Here is a 20,042-nt window from a genome sequence, read left to right on the forward strand (position 1 = left end):
CAACCTCACGCCTTGCCCTGCGCCTGACGCAGACGCGGATCGAGATAACCATAGAGAAGATCGACAATGAAATTGGAAATTACCATCGTCGCCGCCACGAGAAGCAAGATGCATTGCACGATAGCAAGATCGCGATTGGCAACAGAAACCACGAGCAACCTGCCCACGCCCGGCCATGAGAAGAGCGATTCAACAACCACTGCTCCTGCAATCAGCGATCCGACCATAAACCCGACGATAGTGACAATCGGAATAGCCGCATTAGGCAGTGCGTGCCGCCATACCACATTGCGCCAGGACACACCTTTGGCGCTCGCCGTACGAATATAGGGTTGCCCCAGAATCTCGATCATCGCGCTGCGGGAGAACCGCGCCAGAATGGCCGCACCGCCGAGCCCCATCGTGACGATGGGGAGAATGGCGTGCATCCAGCTATCCTGTCCGCCCGAGGGCAGCCAGCCAAGCGATACAGAGAACACCAGCACGAGCAGCAGACCAAGAACAAAACTCGGTAAAGTGAAGCCGATGACGGCAGTAGCCATGACAGCCCGGTCAATGAAGCTGTTGCGATGCAGCGCAGCATAAATTCCGGCCGGAATGCCAAGCCCAAGCTTGATCAGCAATGCCGGTATCGTAAGCTGAAGCGTCGCGGGAATGCGCTCGGTCACCAGTGTGATTGCAGATTGGCCGTCGCGCATCGATATTCCCAGATCGCCGCGCGCGATGGCTCCGAAATAACGCAAATATTGCTGCCAGAGCGGGTCATCAAGCCCCCAGTTTTTCCGGAAGGCAGCTATGGCTTCAGGTGGAGCATCCGGCCCCATGATGATCTGGGCCGGATCACCGGACATGCGCAGGACGACGAAAGCAAATGTTACCACGAGAAGGATGGTGACAAACGCGCGAACCCCGCGAACCATCAGAAATCTAAGCATGAGAATTGTCCGTCTGCAGGGTTCCTGCAAAATGGCAGGCCACTTTGCGTCCCGCTGGCATATCGAGGAGTTCAGGTGTCTCGCTACTGCAGCGCGCAGCCGCAAAACGACAACGTGAATGAAAGGCGCAACCATCAGGTCGCGCGGCAGGGTTCGGTGGCTCTCCCTGCAGGATGATGCGGTCGCTGAGGGGAACACCGGCCACCGGCACACTGGACACCAGCGCCTGCGTATAGGGGTGGAGCGGTCGGGCAAAAATTTCGTCTGAGGATGCTTCTTCGACGATACGGCCCAGATACATAACCGCAACGCGATCCGAAATATTACGCACCACCTTCAGATCATGGCTGATGAAAACCATGGCTATGCCTTCACGTTCCTGCAAATCGCGCAAAAGGTTCACAACCTGCGCCTGGATGGAAACATCCAGCGCCGATACAGGCTCATCGCAAACGATGAGTTGCGGCTTGCATGCGATGGCGCGTGCAATGACGACACGCTGGCGCTGCCCGCCCGAAAGCTCATGCGGATAGCGAGAAGCCTGATCGGGACGGAGACCGACCGCTCGCATCAGCTCCGCAACACGCGCTTTCTGCTCAGCAGGTGTTCCAATGCCATGGATTTCCAGCGGCTCGGCAATCTGACGGCCAATCGGCAGGCGTCGATCCAGAGCTGCCAGAGGGTCCTGATAGACGAGCTGCATACGCGCCCGTAAAGCGCGCCAGCCTGCAGTCTTCTGGCGAGGCAGGGCCGAACCTTCGAACGTGACTTCTCCCTCACTGGGATCTTCGAGACCGAGAAGCAGCCGCCCGGTCGTGGATTTACCCGAACCGGACTCGCCAACGATGCCCAGCGTTGTTGCCGGAGCGACCGATATGGAAAGCCCGTCGACGGCGCGCACTGCGACCGGTTTTGCAAAAGGGCCTTTGCGCGACGTGTATGTTTTGACAAGATCGCGAGCTTCGATGAGAGCGGCTGTCATTGTGCTATTGCCCTTGTGCTCGCCGGGGTTGAAATATGGCCGCCGATGGACGGCAGCAAATGCGACGCGGCCGGATGGGGATGAAAACAGGCGACCATACGCCCCTCACCGGCATCGTCCTGCGGGACACCGAGTCTTGGCAGGCTTCGAGCGCAGAGGTCACTTGCGCTCAAGCAGCGTGGCGAGAATGAGCAACCTTGCGGAAGCTTGCCGGGCTCAGGAACTGTGCCCTCGATGGGTATGAGCCGGCTGCGCCCGCCCTCAAGGCTGGGAATGGAATCAAACAGACCGTGCGTGTAAGGATGACGCGGAGCAGTAAAAAGCGCTTCGGTCCGGGCCTGTTCGACGATACGCCCGGCATACATGACGGAGACCCGTTCGCAAATTTGCGATACAGCTCCAAGATCATGACTGATAAAGACCACAGCCATGCCGGTTTCCGCACGCAATGCAGCCAATAGATCAAGAATTTGAGCCTGAATCGTAGCATCAAGTGCTGTCGTAGGCTCATCTGCAATCAGGATATCGGGATTACCTGCCAGCGCCATGGCAATCATCAAGCGCTGGTTTTGACCACCGGAAAATTCGTGCGGATAATTATCGATGCGTCGGCCTGCATCCGGTATCCCCACCAGTTCCATCAATCGCAAAGCTTCCGCCCGGGCGGCTGATCCTTTCAGGTTACGATGAAGCCGCACGGCTTCCTCAATCTGTCGCCCAACCCGGATAACCGGATTCAACGAACTCGACGGGTCCTGAAAGATCATCGCAATACGACCACCCCGAACACCTTCGAGCGTGCTGCGCGATGCGGTCAGCAATTCTGTTCCTTCTAGGAGAACACTACCGGAGATCGACGCCTTCTTCGGCAGGAGGCCGAGCGCCGCCAGCCAGGTCACAGACTTGCCGCAGCCAGACTCTCCGACTAATCCGACGGCTTCGCCCCGCTCAATCGAGAGGTCGATACCATGCAGAACCGGCACGCCATCAAAGGCTACTTTGAGATTGGAAATTTCGACCAGCGGCATCATGCAATCCTTCTGGTTCATTCACAGTCGCGGGGCTTGAAACCCCAAAGGAAAAGCGAGCCCGGCCGAACCGGGCCCGCCTCTACAAATGGATCATGCCCAGTTGTTTTTGCGGAAATCCATTGCGAAAGCAGGCGCCGCCTTCCACTTCAATGACTTCGGCTTGGCAGTAAACGTCGCGTTCTGGTGAAGGACTGTGTAAGCAGGGTCTTCCCGTTCACAGATTTCCAGCATCCGCTTGAACGCTTCCTTGCGTTTGGCATGGTCGGTGCTGGTTTCCAGAATGACGGAAAGCTTGTTTGCTTCCTCATTCGTCCACTCGCCGACCTGTTGCTGCTGGCCATTCGGACCATGCTGACTGACGATGGAAGAAACCGGATCGTTGAATGGCGCGGAATTGGACCAGTCGCGCACGGCACGTCCTGGGCTCTTCTCCAGAACCTGTTGCCAGTTTTCCTGCATCTGGATTTCAACGTTCAGGCCCACCTGATTCCACATCTCCACAAGGATCTGCGCAGTTGGGGTCTGGTTGGTATAGTAATTGTTGAGCAGGCGGTAAGGGATTGCATCACCCTTGTAACCGGCTTCTTTCAAAAGCTGTTTTGCGAGATCCGGGTTATACTCCGGAACATTCCAGCCCTGAACGAACATATCGCCATAATAATCCCACTGGAGACCAGCCGGAACGACCGTACGACCGGCCCACAGCGAATCTACGATCGCCTGACGATCGATCGCATGGGTGAATGCGCGACGCACCAACGGATTTTCCAGTTGCGGATGGAACTTGTCGAACACGGTTAGACGGTGGTTGAGAATCGTGCCGCCCTGAACCTCGAAAGCGTCGTTCTTTTCGATGCCCTCAATCTGATCCGGCGGAATATCACAGGCGAACTGATATTCACCCGAGAGCAGACCATTGATGCGGGAGGCCACTTCCGGTACTTCGATGAAGCGGATCTGCTTCAGCGGCGGGCGTCCACCCCAATATTCGTCATGAGCTTCGAGCACCAGCATATTGTCAGGCTTGAACTCGACAACCTTGTAAGGCCCGGTAGTAACCGGCTTGCGCGCCCAATCGAGATAGCTCGGCGACTCTTCCCAACCACGACGGCTCATGATCTGGCTGCCGTAACGGGAGATGCGGCCTTCCATCGTGACGTCCGGCGTACCGTTCTTGAAGCGTACGGTATATTTGTCGACTACTTCGACACCGAGAAGGGCTGGCCACGAGCGGCGTGCCGTTGCTGGCACTTCAAGCGGCAGTTCCTTGCTTTCACGGCCGAGCGGGTTTTTCTCCGAGACATATATTGTCTTGCCTTCGGCGGGCTGCGTGTCGCCAAACATACGTTCCTTGCCAAAGGTGAAGGCAACGTCCTCGGCGGTCATCTCGTCGCCATTGTGGAACTTCACGCCTTGCCGGAGTTTCAGTTCAACGGTTTTGTCGTCAATGCGGGTCCATTCGGTCGCAAGACCTGGCACTGCGGAAAGACCGCCCAGCCAGTCACGGTCGATCAACGCTTCCCAGATACTGGAGAAGAAAACGCGTTCGCCGACATTCGACTGCTCGCGAAGAACGTCGAGCGTATTGCTGTTTGCCACCTTCTGGACAGCAATGGTGATCGATGGGCGATTGTCAGCCTGTGCGATTGCAAAGCGCGGCAGGACGAGCGAACCGGCGGCACCGGCTGAAAGGCCAAGCATTCCGCGTCGGGTCAGATTGATCATTTGGTTGCTCCTGAGATCAATGGTTGCGCGTTGTCAGCCCTTGCGGGCCGGATCTGTAATGGGTGAGTGTCCGGTCAGCATGAGACAGCCGCCACGACAAAGCCTTCTGGGCGTAGTCGCGAACGAGAACCGCATAAGCGGGGTCTTCAGCCAGATTGTTGAATTCGTGCGGGTCTGCCTTCAAATCGAAGAACAGTGGCGGCAAAGCCGCAAAATGCACGTACTTGTAGTTTTCGTCCTCAATTACGCAAAGGCTGCAATCATCTTGGGAAAGCTGCACCGAGTTCTGCGGCTGATCGTAGAAGACGTCGCGGAAGTCGAACTCGTAATGCAGTTCTGTACGCCAGTCGGCGGGCTTTCCCTCGCCCAGAAACGGCAGTAGCGAACGTCCGTCGCAAGCACGTGGCGTTTCCCCGCCCAACCACTCGAGGATGGTTGGCATGACATCGATGCTTTCGGAAAAGCCTTCTTCGATCTGGCCAGCGTGCCGGTTCTGTCCTGCATCCTTTATAACCAAAGGAATGCGGAAACTTTCGTCATTGTAGCCGATCTTGCCAAGCAGATGATGATCACCGAGCTGCTCACCGTGATCGCTGGTGAAGATGATCAGTGTATCGTCCCACTGACCCGTTTCATCAAGGTAAGCGAAGACCCGCCCCAGACAATCGTCGATTTCCGTAATCAGGCCGCAATAGGTGGCGCGCATTTGGCGAATCTCACCTTCGTCAAGCGTTGCACCCGACCCTTCCGCCCCATGAAAGAACGAACCGCGCCTGATGTGATCGATATAATGCTTCATAAGGGGATGCTGTGCCGCTTCGGCGTCCGGACTATCCGCGCGAACAGGCGCAGGCATATCTTCGGCCTTGTACATCGCATGATAAGGCGCGGAGGCGACGAATGGTGGATGTGGACGATAATAGCCAAGATGCAGGAAGAAAGGCTTGCCATCCCTCCCCTTCAAGTATGTCAACGCGCGTTCGGTGAAGAATGTGGAATCCGAAAACTCCCTCGGGATACGCGACGGCTTGTCGGTAGCGCCCGGAACGGAATGCTCCCCTTCCGGCAGCCAGATATCTTCGCGATTCTCCGGCAGTTCGAAGCCGTTCTGCGCCACCCAGCCAAAATACCCGTCCATATTGGGTTCGAATGCACCTACGGAGCGAAACCCGTCCATGATATCGCCAAGAACCGTAAAACGCGGATCTCTGTGGGACGTCGAGCGCGGATCAGGTGTCGTCGTCGTGTAACCGATGAGCGCGGGATCGTAGCCGATGGCGCGGAGGGCTTTGCCGAGATTCAAATGGCGCTGATCAAGCGGAACGGTGTTCTGCACTGCCCGATGGTTCATCAGGTAGAGCCCCGTAAGCAGGCTTGCTCTTGCCGGGCCACACGGCACGCAGGTCGTGACGTGATTGCGGAAGGTCAAGCCTTCCCGGCAAAGGCGATCAAGATTGGGAGTTTTGAGGAAGGGTTTGCGCCCCTCCGCCCGCATCAGGTGAGGGATAAAATCTGCTCGCCATTGATCAACGACGATAAGCAGGACATTTTTTCTGGTCATGTTGGCCTCGTTATTTCCGAGGCTTACTAGGACCCTTATATATCAAGGGCATGACCCTTGTGTAATGTTTTGGTGAAGCTCTGATTACAGAAACGCCGACCAAAGGTCGGCGTTTCACATATGTCGATGGAATAGCCGATTATTCCGCCTTGGCTTCGATATCGACTTTGTCGAGCAGAGTGAGCGGATCTTGCGATGCCGCTACCATTTCGAGAGCGCCAATTCCCTTTTCAGCTTTCGCTTTGACAGAGAGCTCGAAAATGTTTGGCTTTGCGAGGAAAGTAGAAAACGCCGTCGCAACATCCTGCAATTGTGGCTGGTCTGCTGCCAGCTCCTGCAGAGAGGCTGCAGCCATCAAAGACATCGTGCTGCGCACTTCATCTTCCGACATATCTTTTTCTTTGGCATAAGTCTTGATAGCCTTGGAGATGATGCCCTTTTCCTCAATTTTCAGGTTTACCTGCTTGGCCTTGAGCCCAAGCAGAGCGACCTGCATCATCACCTTGTCGCCAGAAAAGAATTCCTTCGTCAAACCGCCCATCAAACCGGACATAGATACAATACCCATATCCTTGCCGCTGATCGAGATGTCCTTGATGATCAGATTCTGGTTTGCTTCATCCCAGCTTGCCTCAAAGTTTGAAGACATAGTGAGACTATCATAGCCAAGTGCCCGAAGCTGCTGGTAAAACTCGTCATCAGCCTGTGTCGGCACTTTGAACGACATATCTTCGTACGCGACGCGTACATCGGTCGGAATACCGTTGTAAGGTTTGTTGAGAGCGACTTCGTAGCTCTTCATAGCGAACTGAATGCGTTCAGGCAGCGAAGGAACCGACGGTTCTTCGGTTACAGCCTGATCTCCATCGTCCGCGTTTTCCTCGCCTGCATCCACATCTTCAGACTTTTCATATGGCAGATCGGCGTCGATCCCCACGACCTTAAGCGTGCCGAATTCCGGAAGCATGGTCGTGAAAGGGAAGTTTTCAACTTCTTCCTCATTCAGCGCGGCAAACTTTTTCAGGGCTTCAACCGAAGTTGCCCAGGAGAAGCCCTTCAAGGAAGCTTCCTCCATCTTCATGTAGTCCTGACCTTCGGAGAAGGCCAAACCTTTGATCGTCGCATCCATCTTCTGATTGTCGAAAGAAACTGCGACGCGCTCGATACCGCCTTTGCCTTTCGACGCATCAGTCGGCTCGATTTTCATGCCGAGCATTTCGACATCGCCCTTGCCGATCATGTCAAACAGAGAGCTCAACTGAAGAATAAGCTCGCGCGTTTCTTCCGGCGAAAGCTCGTCCGCATTTTCGAGGGACTGGAGCTTGTTCAAGGTTTCGGTAAACGGCACGGCAGGCATGCGAGCCGTGAACCCGCTGCTGCGAATTTCATCATAGCTGAAATTCGCATCCTTCGTCTTCATGACGATATTCTTCGCCGAGAACGGACCATAGACTGGCTTTGCTTCCTTGTCGTCCGGGCCTGCCTTTTCGGTGTAGAGACGGGCGAGGAAGACACCATCGATGTCCTTGCCTTCTGCGGCACCCATAGTGCCTGTCATCTTGTCCGAGACTTTTTCACCGTCTTCACCCGGCACTTGGATCGTGAAGTCGAAAGCCGTGCCACCCGCCGTATAACGAGCAACCTTACCAAGGTTGATATCTTCCAGTGCAACGTCCTTGTAGACGATGTTCTGTTCGTTATTCGCGACGGTCTGGATAACCTTGATTTCCTGCGCAGTCAGGCGCTTTGCCGAGAACCGACCAACACGCTCCGGCAGCGTCAGACCGCTATTGCCGAAAGTATCTTTCAGCATGGCGGTATCGAAATTAGCGTCCTCGATTGCCACGCTTGGAATTGAAATCTTGTAGTTTCCGATCTCCGTATCAATGCCCGACGCATTCAGCATGCCGGTGAGGAACAGAAACTTGGGGCGTCCGTCAACCGAAGCGATACGAACGTTGGAGCCATCCTTCAGCGGCAACGTCACGTCGCGCAGATGAATACGTCCGAGAAAGTCGGCTTCGACGGACGAAGCCTTGCCGCCACGCTTTTCAAGCTGCGACGTAATCGTCTTCTCAAGTGTGATCTTGTATCCGGTCAAACCGGCCGCAGCGATAGCGATTACCGCAACTGCCGCCCATAGCGCCTTGCGCCCACCCTTACGGGTTCCGTTCTTTGCCTGCTCCACGATGCTGGTCCTTTCAGCGCAAATTAAAACGGTGTCTGTGCAAGCCATTGCCAGAACGAATTCGCAGACGAAAGGGAGGCTTCGACATCGCGTAAATACGGCTGAAACAACTGCTTGAAACACACAGCCTGAATCGGTCAGGCAGACAGATGCTCTAACTACCTGAAATTGCAAGCGCAAGCAGGATCGTAAAAGTTTCTCACAATATTTTACAGTTTGCTCAAGCAATACTCGAACAAAGCAACGCGCGAAGCATTATCGGTTCGAATGAAATATCTATGGAGCCATTTCAGCTATTGAAGCGGTTACTACCCCTCTCAATCAAGCATCGAGATACTGTCAGCCACTCAAAGCGGGTGATCGGGATGCGGAGATGTACCATAGGCACCCCAGATCGATTGATCGAAATTCACGATGGCACCCGTCATCAAGCCGGATTCTTCCGAAGCCAGAAATGCTATCGCGCGAGCAACTTCACTTGGATCGATCAATCTACCGAAAGGCTGGCTCTTCGCCGCGTCATCCAGCCAGTTCTCCGGCGCATTATGAAATTCACGTTGGATACGATCTTCACCGTCCGATGCCATCCAACCGATATTCAGGCTATTGATGCGGATACGATTGCGCAGAACCGAATAGGCCACATTCCGGGTCAGTGTGTCCAGCGCCCCCTTGGAAGCACAATAAGCTGCAATAAAAGGCTGGCCGCCCATCGACGACATCGAAGAAATGTTGACGATTGTCCCTTGCGCCTTATCGCGTCGGAACAGTTTTATTGCCTCTTGAATGAGGAAGAATGGCGCTCGTGTATTCACCGCAAACAAACGGTCGAACAATTCCGGGCTCGTATCCAGAATGGTGCCCCGATCCGTCAAACCCGCAGCGTTTACGAGAACGTCAAGCCTTCCAAAAACACGGTCGGCTTCCGAAACGATCTTGCAACAGTCTTCCACCTTCTCAAGATCAGCCTGCACGAAGACCGCTTTGGCTCCAAGATTTGCCAACTGATCGACTTGCGCTCGCCCTTTTTCAACCGAACGCCCGCATATAACGAGACCTTTGGCGCCTCTCTCTGCAAACAGTTTCGCAGTTGCTGCGCCAAGCCCTTGCGTGCTTCCGGTAATGACGGCAACTTTGCCGCTGAATTGTCCGCTCATTCTACGCTCCAAAAATCCCGGTCAGACCCGACCGCCCAGTTCAGCAGTCAGGTCGGCGAGTTCCTGTCCGCCCGCCATGAGGCTTTGCAATTCGTCCATGTCCACATCGTTCTTCGTGCGTGTTCCAAGCGTTACCCCGCGATTGAGAACTGTGAACTTGTCACCGACTGCATGAGCATGACGAACATTATGTGTGATGAAGATCACACCGAGCCCGCGTGAGCGCACAAGATTGATATATTTGAGAACCATAGCCGTTTGCCGCACGCCCAAGGCAGAGGTAGGCTCATCGAGGATCAGCACCTTTGCGCCAAAATAGACGGCGCGGGCAATCGCCACACATTGGCGCTCACCGCCGGATAGAGTTCCGACAGCCTGCTGCGGATCACGGACATCGATCCCGATCCTGCGCATCTCTTCACGCGTTACTTCTTCGGCCTGCTGTGTGTCGAACCAGCGGAACGGCCCGACGCCCTTTGTCGGCTCGCGTCCAAGAAAGAAATTCCGCATGACCGACATCAGCGGGATCATCGCAAGATCCTGATAAACGGTTGCAATGCCATGATCCAGCGCATCGCGGGGGCTTTTGAAGATGACCGGCTTCCCCTCGACCAGAAAGTCGCCGCTGGTCGGCTTGTGAACACCAGAAAGCGTCTTGATCAGGGTTGATTTGCCTGCACCATTGTCGCCAAGCAGACAATGCACCTGTCCCGGTTCCACGCTCAGCGAGACGCCGTTCAACGCAATGACCGGACCGAAATGTTTAACAAGATTGCGAACTTCAATTATGGGTGTGGTCATGGCAAATCTCCCTCTCAGCGCTCGCCGGTCGCGCGCTTGCGAATGAAATTGTTGAAGAGCACCGCGATCAGAAGCATTCCGCCGAGGAACACCAGATACCAGTCCTGATCGATCTGGGTATAGGTCAGCCCGATCAGCACCATGCCGAAGATGATCGCGCCGAAGAACGCACCAATTGCAGAACCATAGCCGCCGGTCAGCAGACAGCCGCCGATAACCGCAGCGATAATCGCCTCGAATTCCTTCTGGAAGCCACGGCGCGCATCGGTTGAACCAGCATCCAGAACGGTAAGGATAGCCACTAGCGCCGCAGCCATCGCTGTGCACATGAATAGCGTCGTCTTGACACGACGCACGGGCACGCCGGAATTGCGCGCAGCCAGAGCATCACCGCCTGCCGCAAAAATCCAGTTGCCGAAACGTGTGCGCACCAGCACATAGGTTGCGATAAGGGCAATGGCGATGAACCAGAGAACCTCGACCGGCACACCTTTTACCGAAGGCTCACCATTGGGAAATTTGTCAATCAGGTCGTTTTCAGCCATCCAGAGGAAAAATCCCTGAAAGGCATCGCCCGAAAAAAGGCCGGCAAGATAACTGCCTGCAACCGCTTCCTTCACCCCACGCAACTGGGTAGCGCCGCCTGTTGCCCATTTCAGCCCAACCAGCGACAGACCGCGCAGAATGAACAGGAATGCGAGCGTTACGATAAAGGATGGCAATCCAGTCCGGATAACAATCTGGGCATTCACCACACCCACAAATGCGGCAAACAGCAAGGTAACGATGATGGCGATGGCAAGCGGCACCTGCCATACAACCAAAGCTGCGGCGAAGATCAAGCCAGCAAAAGCCACCATCGAGCCGATAGAGAGATCAAATTCACCGCCAATCATGAGAAGTGCCGCAGCGACGGCTAGAATACCGAGCTGCGAAGCTGGAGCCATGAAGTTCATAATACCGGCTGCGGTAAACATAGCCGGATTGGCAACTGAGACGAAAAAGATCGTAATAAGGATCAGGCCGGAGACCGCCCCCAATTCCGGCCGGCTCAGGAGCCGTTGCAATGGGCTCGCCGACTGAAGTCGTTCATCCTTCGATAGCGCCGCCGTGCTGGCCTTTTCATGGGGAAGTGGCTCACTCATGATCTTCTCCTGATTCATTCTGGGCACAGAGACCCGTTCCCGCCCATTTTCATGGGCGGGTTCGATATCAGATGGTCTAAATGATGCTTACCGGATGCCTTTGGCCGAAAGTTCCACGACCTGCTTGGCCTTGTCCTTGGTGATCAGGTTCGGGCCCGATGGGACATTGCCACCCGGCATCAAACCGTACTTCGCGTTAAGCGCGAGGAACGATACCGGAAGATAGCCTTGTAGGAACTGCTGCTGGTCAATGGCGAAATCCGCCTGTCCCTTTTCGACAGCTTCCAGGAAGCCCGCCGACATATCGAACGTCGCAACATGGATTCCACTGCGACCGCTTTCGGCAGCGGCTTTCACAGCCGGTTCACCTGCCAATGTCGCATTGAGCGTCAGGATTGTGTCGACGGCAGCGTCAGATGCCAAGGCAGCACGAACCTTGGCTTCGTTTTCAGCAGGATCGGTCGATGTCGGCAGAACCGTTACATCGCCAAAGCCTTCCTTGAAGCCTGCGCAGCGCTGATCGAGCGAAACGTTACCCACTTCCTGATTGACGCAAATGCCCTTCTTGCCGCCAGCATTCTTCAATGCTTCGCCTGCGACCTTACCGGCATCGAATTCATCCTGACCGACATGCAGCAGAGCGCCGAGCTTCTTCGAGGCATCGGAGCCGGAATTCATGGAAATGACCGGAATACCGGCTGCTACAGCACGCTGGATCGACGGTCCAAGCGCATCCGCATCTGGAATGGAAACCACAATACCCTGCGGCTTCTGATTGATCGCGGCGTCGATAAGCTGGGCCATCTGCACCATGTCAAAGGTTTCCGGTGCACGATATTCGACTTTCGCGCCCGTATCCTTCGCCGCTTCGGCAACGCCGTTCTTCACGACAGACCAGAACGGGTCCGAAGCCTGACCATGGCTGACGACGACGATATTAATATCGGCCGCGTGAGCTGCGAAAGACGCAGCCAGCAAGGCCACCCCGGCTACGGCCGACTTCAATAGAGATTGCATGTTCACTCCTCCCTTGTCCGGCACTCCCCGCCGGTTTGCGTTAACGCTTTACCTTTCGCCTGCTGTATTCCGGCGCTCCTCCAAGCGTTTTACCCGTGAACACACGCAGCTCGTGGATCTTTTCAATAGAATGAAACATTCATAACAAATTATCGTGGAATTATAATTCCATTTCTGGTAGCCCATGTCAATCGCATAAGCTGCCGACGATATGCTTATTTCCCAAAGGAGTTGCGCAGCACCAAACGCTTCGACCATCGTTTCTGGAGGAATGACAATGGCTGATAGGGCTGAGGTTGTGGTGACAGGTTTGATCGGGTCCGGTTTCATGGGCAAGACGCACGCCCTCGCGCTCGCAAACGTCAACCGGGTGTTCGACTTACCGATTGAAGTGCAGCTTCACACATTGGCCGATGTGAATGTGGAATTGGCAAAAAAAGCCGCAAAACAACTGGGATTTGCAAATGCTACCGACAATTGGCGTACACTGATCTCAAACCCGGATATCAATCTCATCGACATCACAACGCCAAACCGGTTTCACAGGGAAATGGCGCTCGCCGCCATTGAAGCGGGCAAACACGTCTATTGTGAAAAGCCGCTTGCACCCACCGCTGCTGAGTGCCTCGAAATGACGCTCGCCGCGGAACGGAAAGGTGTTCAGACTGCCGTTGGGTTCAACTATCTGAAAAATCCGATGATAAAACTGGCCAAGGAAATCATCGACAGCGGTGAACTGGGCGAAATTCGCAATTTTCGCGGTATTCATGCGGAAGACTTCATGGCGGACGCTCACATTCCATGGACCTGGCGTCTTGATCCGGCAGGTGGTGGAGGAGCATTAGCCGATATAGGCAGCCATATCATCGCTACAGCACGCCATCTTGTTGGGCCGATAACGGCGGTAATGGGAGACGCCGTCACAATCATCAATGAGCGCCCAGATAGTTTGAACCTTTCGCAGATGAAACCTGTGGAAGTGGACGATGTTTGCCGCGCTTTCGTACGTTTTGAAAACGGAGCGACCGGTACACTCGAAGCAAGCTGGATCACCAGCGGTCGCAAGATGCAGCACGATTTCGAGATTTCCGGATCGAAAGGCTCCCTGTTCTTTTCGCAGGAACGCTTCAACGAACTCGACCTGTTTCTCTTTTCCGACAAAAAGGGACAACAGGGCTTCCGCAAGATTTTCGCCGGACCTGAACACGAACCCTATGGCGCATTTTGCGTAGCTGGCGGCCATCAGATTGGCTTCAATGATCTCAAGACAATCGAAGTGCGCGACTTCCTGCTTGCCACAATGGGACAGAAGAACAATCACGCCGATTTTCGCGAAGGATATGAAGTCCAGAAGACGGTAGAAATCATCTACGCCTCCTCCCGCGAGCGTCAGTGGAAAAATGTCTAGCCTACACGGGAGGTCGGATGGACGATGAACTCGCCATCCACCGTCATGATTTTCGCTCGAATACCGTAGACATCATGCAATAGCTGTGGCGTGAGAACTTTCGTTGGTTCCCCATCCGCAACGATATGTCCCTTGTCGAGCAGAATAAGGCGCGTGCAATGCTGTGCCGCAAGGCTCAACTCATGCAATGAGGCGACGACAGTCCTGCCCTCTTTTGCAAGTTCAGCGAAGCTTTCCATCAGCCCAAGCTGATGAGAAGGGTCGAGCCCGGCCACCGGCTCATCGGCGAGCATTACAGGCGTATCCTGCGCCAGAACGCGTGCGATCAGCACGCGCGCCCGCTCTCCACCGGAAAGCTCGATCGCCGACCTTTCCCGAAATCGCGTAACGTCCATGCGCTGCATTGCAGCCTCGATGAGCATTCTATCCTGCGCACTCATGCTCGCAAAAACCGGCTTCAAAGCCGAGCGCCCCAAAGAAACAAGCATCTCCACTGATACCGGCCATGCAACATCACGCTCCTGCGGCAGATAAGCGAGGTTCTGCGCTTTTGTTGAAGCGCTCATGTAGCGCACATCGTCCGTGTCGAGCGAAATATCCCCGCTGGACCTCACAAGTCCCAAAATGGCGCGCAACAATGTCGTTTTCCCGGCGCCGTTAGGTCCGATCAGCCCGATGAATTCACCGCCATGAATATCGAAACTTGCGTCGCTGAGTGCCGCCTTCCCGCCAAGCGTAACGGAAAGATTTTTTATCGAAAGCGATGTCATACAAGCTGCCTCCGATACTTGAACACAAGCCACAGAAAGAATGGTGCGCCAATGATTGCCGTCAGAACGCCCAGTTTCAGTTCACGCCCCGGCATGACGACACGCACCAATACGTCAGCAGCCAACAACAGGGCAGCCCCGCCGAAACCGCTTGCAACCAGCAATCGTGATGGACGCGCACCGACAAGCGGACGCAGAAGATGAGGAACAACCAGCCCTACGAAACCGATGGCACCGGCAACAGCGGTGGAAGCACCCACGCAGGCAGCTGTACCCAGCACGGCAAAAAGCTGCACACGAGCCAGATTGACGCCCATCGTTGCCGCAGCATCGGCCCCCAGTGTCAGACTGTCGAGTGATCGCCCGAGTGCCAGGAGCATCGCCCAGCCAATAAGGATAAATGGTGCGGCGAGAGCCACATGCGTCATCGATCTGTCGGCCAGCGAACCGAGCATCCAGAAGACGATTTCCATTGCGGCAAACGGGTTGGGCGACAGGTTGAGCGCCAGCGCCGTCAATGCACCAGCAAGACTGGTTACCGCGACACCGGCCAATATGACCGCAAGCGTACCGGCATTGCGCCCGGCTAGAAGCTTGACGAGAAACACCGACACAAAGGCACCTGCCAGCGCGAGGAGCGGCAAAGCCAGCGGAAACAAGAGTGAGAGACCGCTATAAATAGCGATAACCGCACCGAATGACGCGGATGCGCTCACGCCAAGCAGGCCGGGTTCGGCGAGCGGGTTGCGCAGGTAGCCCTGCAAGGCAGCACCGGAAAATCCAAGCGAGGCACCGATAAGAAGCGCGAGCAGTGCCCGAGGCAAGCGAATTTCGCGCATGACCAGCACGATCATTTCGCTGTCATCACCCAAAAGCGCCTTGAGGCTGTCAGGGATACTGATCGCCGCCGGCCCGGTCAGCAACGAAACAATGAAGAGCAAAGCCACAAGCATGGCCAGCCCGCCGAGCAGAAGATAGAAGCGGTTACGTTCAGTCACGCGCCGCCTCCGCAAGTTCCGCCACGGCTTCAACGCTGAATGGCCCACCGCAAACCGTCAGATTATCCGCTATCGTCACCGCTCTCGCCTGTTTTTCAAGCGCCCGCAACACCGGATGTTCGAAATTCTCGAAAGCCAGCGCAGGCGCACGATCTCTTGAACTACGCACCAGAATATCCGGCTTCTCGAGCACCAGCTTTTCCAGCGGCAGCAGAGCTGAACCGCTGACCCCCGCCTTGTCGGCCAGATTATCAAGTCCGGCAAGACGCACAGCCTCATCCACCAGTGTTCCCCGACCTGACGTGTAACTGTTGGCATAATAAAGCGCGACCGTCTTGCGGCGAACCGGAAGCTGGATTGCCGCCAAAGCAGTTTTCATTCTATCGATTTCCCGACTGGCTTCCGCCTGTCTTCCGAGTAACTCACCCATACGATGCAGATGGTCTTCTATATCGCCGAACGAGCGTGCTGGCGCGAACTCTTCCACACGAACACCGAGCCTGCGCAATAGCCCAACCGTTGCCCTCGACGAGAATGTGCCCGCCAGCACAAGATCAGGTTTCATCAGAAAGACTTCTTCTGCCTGCGCATGGTTGACCGGAAACTCCCGGGCTTTTGCCGCCATGACGGACAATTCCGGGTCCTGCGACAAGTACGAAACCGACTGCAACTGGCCCTCATTGGCCAGCAGCAATGCCAGCTGATCGGTGCATACGTTGATGGAAACGACGTGATGGGGAATGTCCCCCGCGTCTGCCGAATTTCGAACGAATAAGGCCAGCCCCGCCGCGAGGCAGAAGCTGGTGATCCATTTTGCGGATGCCCTTTTCATTCTCTGTTCAGCCTCAGAAGTTCCGGGTCAATCCGAGATTGATCGTGCGTCCCGGTGCAATATAGCCAGAGGAGGTCTGATAGTCCTTGTCAAAAATATTCTCGACCGAGAACTTCAACTGCGACTGCTTGTCGATGGAATAGAGCGCCACGAAATCAGCCGTCACATAATCTCCGAGTTTCTTGCTATTTGCAGCATCTGCATAACGCGAACCGCCATAAATCAGCCTTGCAGTCAGATCGAGCTTTTCAATCGGCGTGAAATTGACCTCTGCCGCCCCCTTGAAACGTTCGCGATAGGGAAGGTCGTTTCCGGTGTCTTCATCGATTGGCCGTTTGAAGTCCACTATGCCTTTGACACCCCACTGATCGTTGAAGCGATGATCGAGCGTCGCTTCAAACCCGGTTATGTGAGCCCGATCAACGTTTACGGGCAACCAGAAATGTGTTTGCTCATCCTCTCGCCAACTGATGCCCTGCTTTAACCGGGTGTCGTAGAAAGCCATATCCAGAGTAGTGCCAGCACCGATCCGCCAATTCAAACCGAGTTCATATGAACCCGATTTTTCGGGTTTCAGATCAGGGTTTCCCGACATCGGATAATAAAGATCATTAAACGTCGGCGCGCGGAAACCTGTCGCATAAGAAGACCTCAGCACCAGATCGGGCAAAATTTCATAGCTCGCGCCAAGGTTATAAGTGGCAACGTCGCCAAATTGACTGTTGTGGTCGTAACGAACGCCACCATCAACGCGCAACGCCTCATATTCCAGCGAATACTGACCAAATACTGCAGCCAGATCACGACTGGTTTCATCGTAAGCAACGGTGGTGTTGATCTCCTCACGATAGGCTTCCACACCACCAGTCACGGTATGATTGACGTTGCCGGTATCAAAACTCTTCTCCGTCGACGCAAAGACCCCATAACGCTTGGTTTCAAACCGGTCCGAACCGCTCACGCCTTTCCGGAAGTTGCGGCTGTTGTCGATACCGCTGCTGAATTCCAGCGTGGATGACCAGTCCGCCGTATGATCGATGCGCGTTCCGATCTTGCCCGTAAATGCGGTACTATCGGCCTGGTCCGGTGACGGTGCCTTGGCATCATATTGATTGCGCCCTCGGCTAAGGAGACCGTCCGCATAAATTCTACCCCAGTCGAAGTCCTTCGACAGGGCAAAGTTGAAAGAGCCTTGCAGAAATCCGTCGCGATCCGGTTCATGCCCATAGGCATCTGCTGTGGTGAAATCATATCCTTGGGTGCCAGTTATGGCTGCACCGAAAGCATAGTCGATACCATCGTTACTCCGTCCCTGAATGGACCCGGACGCATACCCACCCCATGGGTGGCTGACACCGGTAGAAAGACTGCCGCACCAGGAGCGCTCACCGCAAGCGCCACCCTGCTTGGTGATGATATTGATCACCCCACCCATGGCATCGGCACCGTATTGCGCTGAATGCGCACCCTTTGCGATCTCAATGCGGTCGATCGAACTTAGGGGAATATTCGCCAACGCGGTTGAGCCGCTTGTTGCCGACGCGGTGCGCACGCCATTGACCAGAACGACCGTCTGCGTGGAGGACATCCCGCGAATGGAAATTCCGGCGGAAGAGCCCTGCCCACCATTCGTCTTGATGGAAACCCCGCTATAGGACTTCAGCAGCGACTGCAGATCCGGAGCTGCCGAGCGTTCTATGTCCGCTGAATCGATCACAGTCACGGACGAGGTCGAGCGCTGCAGCGAAGATGCGCGGCGCAATGGCGTGATCACGATTGTATCAAGGACGACACTACCATCGCTGTCTGGCAGACTCTGAGCAAGTGTCGTGGACGGCAGCGCAAGAACACTGGCCGATACCAATAGAACAGATGATTTCAAAAGATGCATTTTCCCTCAACCCGCCGAACCGGAGACCGATACCGGCTTTTCCTCGCACCGCAGGTTGAAGTGATCATGGCACTGAAGTGCCCCTCTTCCCGACGGCAACATTTCAACAATGTCACCGCCACGGACAGCCGCGCCTGGACACACCCCGTATCCATGCATGGGTGACCGGATACGGCAGGTCTCCTGACTTCCGGGTCGTCGCTTTCCCTCCGCCTTCCCGAGTGCATCGACTGCTCTCAGTGGCTTTCACCGCTTGCGCGGCTGTGGAGGATAGCTCTCCGGTTACAGTTGCGGGGGCAGTCGCGGCATCAGCCAGAATGGCTTCACCGTGTTCCCTTTTCATCCGCCTTGATAGCGGAACCGTTTCCTGAGAATTGCGATAGCAACATGGTTAAGGATTCGCAACTCCGCTGAAGCGCAATCCGGCACAGAAAACTGAATCACATTCACAAGGAATGGATTCAGCCTCCTGTTTTCAAAGAATTTTCCTATCGCAGGAATGCGCGGAAACGCTGGAGCGCAAAATAAAACAACACCAAGCCAATGACGATCAGTGCCAGGAATTGCGGCCAGACAACGCCCAGCCCTGCTCCGCGAAACAGGATCGATTGCGCCAATATGACGAAATGCGTATTCGGCGCTGCCAGCATGATTGTCTGGATGATTTCAGGCATGCTTTCCCGGGGCGTTGTCCCTCCCGAAAGCACCTGCAAAGGCAAAAGCACCAACATCAGCAACATTCCAAACTGCGGCATCGACCCAGCCGCAGTGGCCAGAAAAATACCAAGGCTGGTCGTTGCGAAAAGCTGGAGCGCTGCACCAACGAGAAACAGCGACACCGACCCATAGATCGGAACGGCAAGCAGCCCCTGCACCACGAAAACCAGTGCAAACGCCGAGGCAACCAGCACGACCAGCCCCATGGACCAAATCTTGCTGACCATGATTTCAACCGGCGTCACTGGCATTACCAATAGATGTTCTATGGTTCCGTGTTCGCGTTCCCGAATAAGCGCGGCGCCCGTTAGGATGATCGATAGCATCGTAACCGATGAAATCACATTGTTGATCGCCCCGAACCACCCCTTGTTCAAATCCTGATTGAACCTCGCCCTGAGATTGAGTTCGATGGGCGTTTGTGCACTACCGCGATAGCGATTGAGGAATTCGCTCACCTCACTCGACACAATCGACTGCACATAGCCGCCACCGGTAAAGGCCTGGCTCATTCGGGTTGCATCGACATTGAGCTGAATGGTCGGCGAACGGCCAGCCAGAAGATCACGCTGGAAATTCGGCGGTATGTTCAGTGCAAATGTATCAAGCCCCTCATCCATCCGGGCATCCATTTCGTAGGATGAAATCAGCTTCGGCGGTACGAAGTATGGCGGATAAAATGCCGTCGTGATCCGGCTCGAAACAGGCGACTGATCTTCATCGACAATCGCTATCGCCGCATTGTTGAGAGTCTCAGGCATCGCCTTGGAAGCCGTATAAATTGCAAGCGTAAAAGCATAGACGATCAGGATCAGCAGCATTGGATCGCGCGCCAGACCGCGCAGTTCCTTCACGCCAAGCTGGAATATGTTGGATATCCGCAT

The 20,042-nt window shown here is 55.1% G+C and carries 16 protein-coding genes and 1 riboswitch; of the genes, 1 reads left to right on the plus strand and 15 read right to left on the minus strand.

What is annotated here, in order from left to right:
• Positions 1–5: 5 nt before the first annotated feature.
• The 10 genes from F9K91_RS11740 to F9K91_RS11785 form a co-directional block, all read right to left on the minus strand.
• On the minus strand, positions 6–935 hold the full coding sequence (locus F9K91_RS11740) for an ABC transporter permease (protein WP_151555688.1): 930 nt from the start codon (positions 933–935) through the stop codon (positions 6–8).
• Positions 928–1,917: an ABC transporter ATP-binding protein gene (locus tag F9K91_RS11745; RefSeq protein WP_151677852.1), complete on the minus strand. Its 990-nt coding sequence runs from the start codon at positions 1,915–1,917 to the stop codon at positions 928–930. The genes F9K91_RS11740 and F9K91_RS11745 overlap by 8 nt, the downstream gene beginning before the upstream one ends.
• Complete coding sequence (locus tag F9K91_RS11750) at positions 1,914–2,948, minus strand: ABC transporter ATP-binding protein (protein ID WP_151677853.1); 1,035 nt, start codon at positions 2,946–2,948, stop codon at positions 1,914–1,916. The genes F9K91_RS11745 and F9K91_RS11750 overlap by 4 nt, the downstream gene beginning before the upstream one ends.
• Before the next feature lie 90 nt (positions 2,949–3,038).
• Positions 3,039–4,673 carry an ABC transporter substrate-binding protein gene (locus F9K91_RS11755; protein ID WP_104755901.1) on the minus strand — a complete coding sequence of 545 codons (1,635 nt, stop codon included), beginning with the start codon at positions 4,671–4,673 and terminating at the stop codon, positions 3,039–3,041.
• 16 nt (positions 4,674–4,689) lie between these two features.
• Positions 4,690–6,234 carry a phosphoric/sulfuric ester hydrolase PehA gene (pehA, locus tag F9K91_RS11760; protein ID WP_104755902.1) on the minus strand — a complete coding sequence of 515 codons (1,545 nt, stop codon included), beginning with the start codon at positions 6,232–6,234 and terminating at the stop codon, positions 4,690–4,692.
• A gap of 139 nt (positions 6,235–6,373) precedes the next feature.
• On the minus strand, positions 6,374–8,422 hold the full coding sequence (locus tag F9K91_RS11765; RefSeq protein WP_151677854.1) for a hypothetical protein: 2,049 nt from the start codon (positions 8,420–8,422) through the stop codon (positions 6,374–6,376).
• A 347-nt stretch (positions 8,423–8,769) separates the two neighbouring features.
• On the minus strand, positions 8,770–9,579 hold the full coding sequence (locus tag F9K91_RS11770) for an SDR family oxidoreductase (protein ID WP_151555684.1): 810 nt from the start codon (positions 9,577–9,579) through the stop codon (positions 8,770–8,772).
• Positions 9,580–9,600: 21 nt separating this feature from the next.
• Positions 9,601–10,380: an ATP-binding cassette domain-containing protein gene (locus tag F9K91_RS11775; RefSeq protein WP_151651753.1), complete on the minus strand. Its 780-nt coding sequence runs from the start codon at positions 10,378–10,380 to the stop codon at positions 9,601–9,603.
• 14 nt (positions 10,381–10,394) lie between these two features.
• Positions 10,395–11,525: an ABC transporter permease gene (locus tag F9K91_RS11780; RefSeq protein ID WP_151677855.1), complete on the minus strand. Its 1,131-nt coding sequence runs from the start codon at positions 11,523–11,525 to the stop codon at positions 10,395–10,397.
• 87 nt (positions 11,526–11,612) lie between these two features.
• Positions 11,613–12,542 carry a sugar ABC transporter substrate-binding protein gene (locus F9K91_RS11785; protein ID WP_151555681.1) on the minus strand — a complete coding sequence of 310 codons (930 nt, stop codon included), beginning with the start codon at positions 12,540–12,542 and terminating at the stop codon, positions 11,613–11,615.
• Positions 12,543–12,819: 277 nt separating this feature from the next.
• Between F9K91_RS11785 and F9K91_RS11790 the strand changes: the two genes are divergently transcribed.
• Complete coding sequence (locus tag F9K91_RS11790; protein ID WP_151677856.1) at positions 12,820–13,950, plus strand: Gfo/Idh/MocA family protein; 1,131 nt, start codon at positions 12,820–12,822, stop codon at positions 13,948–13,950.
• Here the strand turns inward: F9K91_RS11790 and F9K91_RS11795 are convergent.
• The 5 genes from F9K91_RS11795 to F9K91_RS11815 form a co-directional block, all read right to left on the minus strand.
• Positions 13,947–14,720 carry an ABC transporter ATP-binding protein gene (locus tag F9K91_RS11795; RefSeq protein WP_151677857.1) on the minus strand — a complete coding sequence of 258 codons (774 nt, stop codon included), beginning with the start codon at positions 14,718–14,720 and terminating at the stop codon, positions 13,947–13,949. The genes F9K91_RS11790 and F9K91_RS11795 overlap by 4 nt on opposite strands.
• Positions 14,717–15,718: a FecCD family ABC transporter permease gene (locus F9K91_RS11800; RefSeq protein ID WP_151651757.1), complete on the minus strand. Its 1,002-nt coding sequence runs from the start codon at positions 15,716–15,718 to the stop codon at positions 14,717–14,719. The genes F9K91_RS11795 and F9K91_RS11800 overlap by 4 nt, the downstream gene beginning before the upstream one ends.
• Entirely contained in the window at positions 15,711–16,550 is an 840-nt protein-coding gene (locus F9K91_RS11805) for an ABC transporter substrate-binding protein (RefSeq protein WP_151651758.1), read from the minus strand. The genes F9K91_RS11800 and F9K91_RS11805 overlap by 8 nt, the downstream gene beginning before the upstream one ends.
• A 13-nt stretch (positions 16,551–16,563) precedes the next feature.
• Positions 16,564–18,441 carry a TonB-dependent receptor domain-containing protein gene (locus tag F9K91_RS11810; RefSeq protein ID WP_151677858.1) on the minus strand — a complete coding sequence of 626 codons (1,878 nt, stop codon included), beginning with the start codon at positions 18,439–18,441 and terminating at the stop codon, positions 16,564–16,566.
• Between the two features lie 156 nt (positions 18,442–18,597).
• A riboswitch (cobalamin riboswitch) is annotated at positions 18,598–18,821 on the minus strand.
• Between the two features lie 108 nt (positions 18,822–18,929).
• The gene (locus F9K91_RS11815; RefSeq protein WP_151651760.1) at positions 18,930–20,042 is read right to left on the minus strand and encodes an ABC transporter permease; all 1,113 of its coding nucleotides are present in this window, start codon (positions 20,040–20,042) and stop codon (positions 18,930–18,932) included.

This window comes from Brucella tritici, from assembly GCF_008932295.1.
Classification (GTDB): Bacteria; Pseudomonadota; Alphaproteobacteria; order Rhizobiales; family Rhizobiaceae; genus Brucella; species Brucella tritici.

Coding starts and splice junctions, on each gene's coding strand:
- F9K91_RS11740 (WP_151555688.1), bottom strand. CDS start 935: ATGCTTAGATTTCTGATGGTTCGCGGGGTTCGCGCGTTTGTCACCATC.
- F9K91_RS11745 (WP_151677852.1), bottom strand. CDS start 1,917: ATGACAGCCGCTCTCATCGAAGCTCGCGATCTTGTCAAAACATACACG.
- F9K91_RS11750 (WP_151677853.1), bottom strand. CDS start 2,948: ATGATGCCGCTGGTCGAAATTTCCAATCTCAAAGTAGCCTTTGATGGC.
- F9K91_RS11755 (WP_104755901.1), bottom strand. CDS start 4,673: ATGATCAATCTGACCCGACGCGGAATGCTTGGCCTTTCAGCCGGTGCC.
- pehA (WP_104755902.1), bottom strand. CDS start 6,234: ATGACCAGAAAAAATGTCCTGCTTATCGTCGTTGATCAATGGCGAGCA.
- F9K91_RS11770 (WP_151555684.1), bottom strand. CDS start 9,579: ATGAGCGGACAATTCAGCGGCAAAGTTGCCGTCATTACCGGAAGCACG.
- F9K91_RS11775 (WP_151651753.1), bottom strand. CDS start 10,380: ATGACCACACCCATAATTGAAGTTCGCAATCTTGTTAAACATTTCGGT.
- F9K91_RS11780 (WP_151677855.1), bottom strand. CDS start 11,525: ATGAGTGAGCCACTTCCCCATGAAAAGGCCAGCACGGCGGCGCTATCG.
- F9K91_RS11785 (WP_151555681.1), bottom strand. CDS start 12,542: ATGCAATCTCTATTGAAGTCGGCCGTAGCCGGGGTGGCCTTGCTGGCT.
- F9K91_RS11790 (WP_151677856.1), top strand. CDS start 12,820: ATGGCTGATAGGGCTGAGGTTGTGGTGACAGGTTTGATCGGGTCCGGT.
- F9K91_RS11795 (WP_151677857.1), bottom strand. CDS start 14,720: ATGACATCGCTTTCGATAAAAAATCTTTCCGTTACGCTTGGCGGGAAG.
- F9K91_RS11805 (WP_151651758.1), bottom strand. CDS start 16,550: ATGAAAAGGGCATCCGCAAAATGGATCACCAGCTTCTGCCTCGCGGCG.
- F9K91_RS11810 (WP_151677858.1), bottom strand. CDS start 18,441: ATGCATCTTTTGAAATCATCTGTTCTATTGGTATCGGCCAGTGTTCTT.
- F9K91_RS11815 (WP_151651760.1), bottom strand. CDS start 20,042: ATGCGGATATCCAACATATTCCAGCTTGGCGTGAAGGAACTGCGCGGT.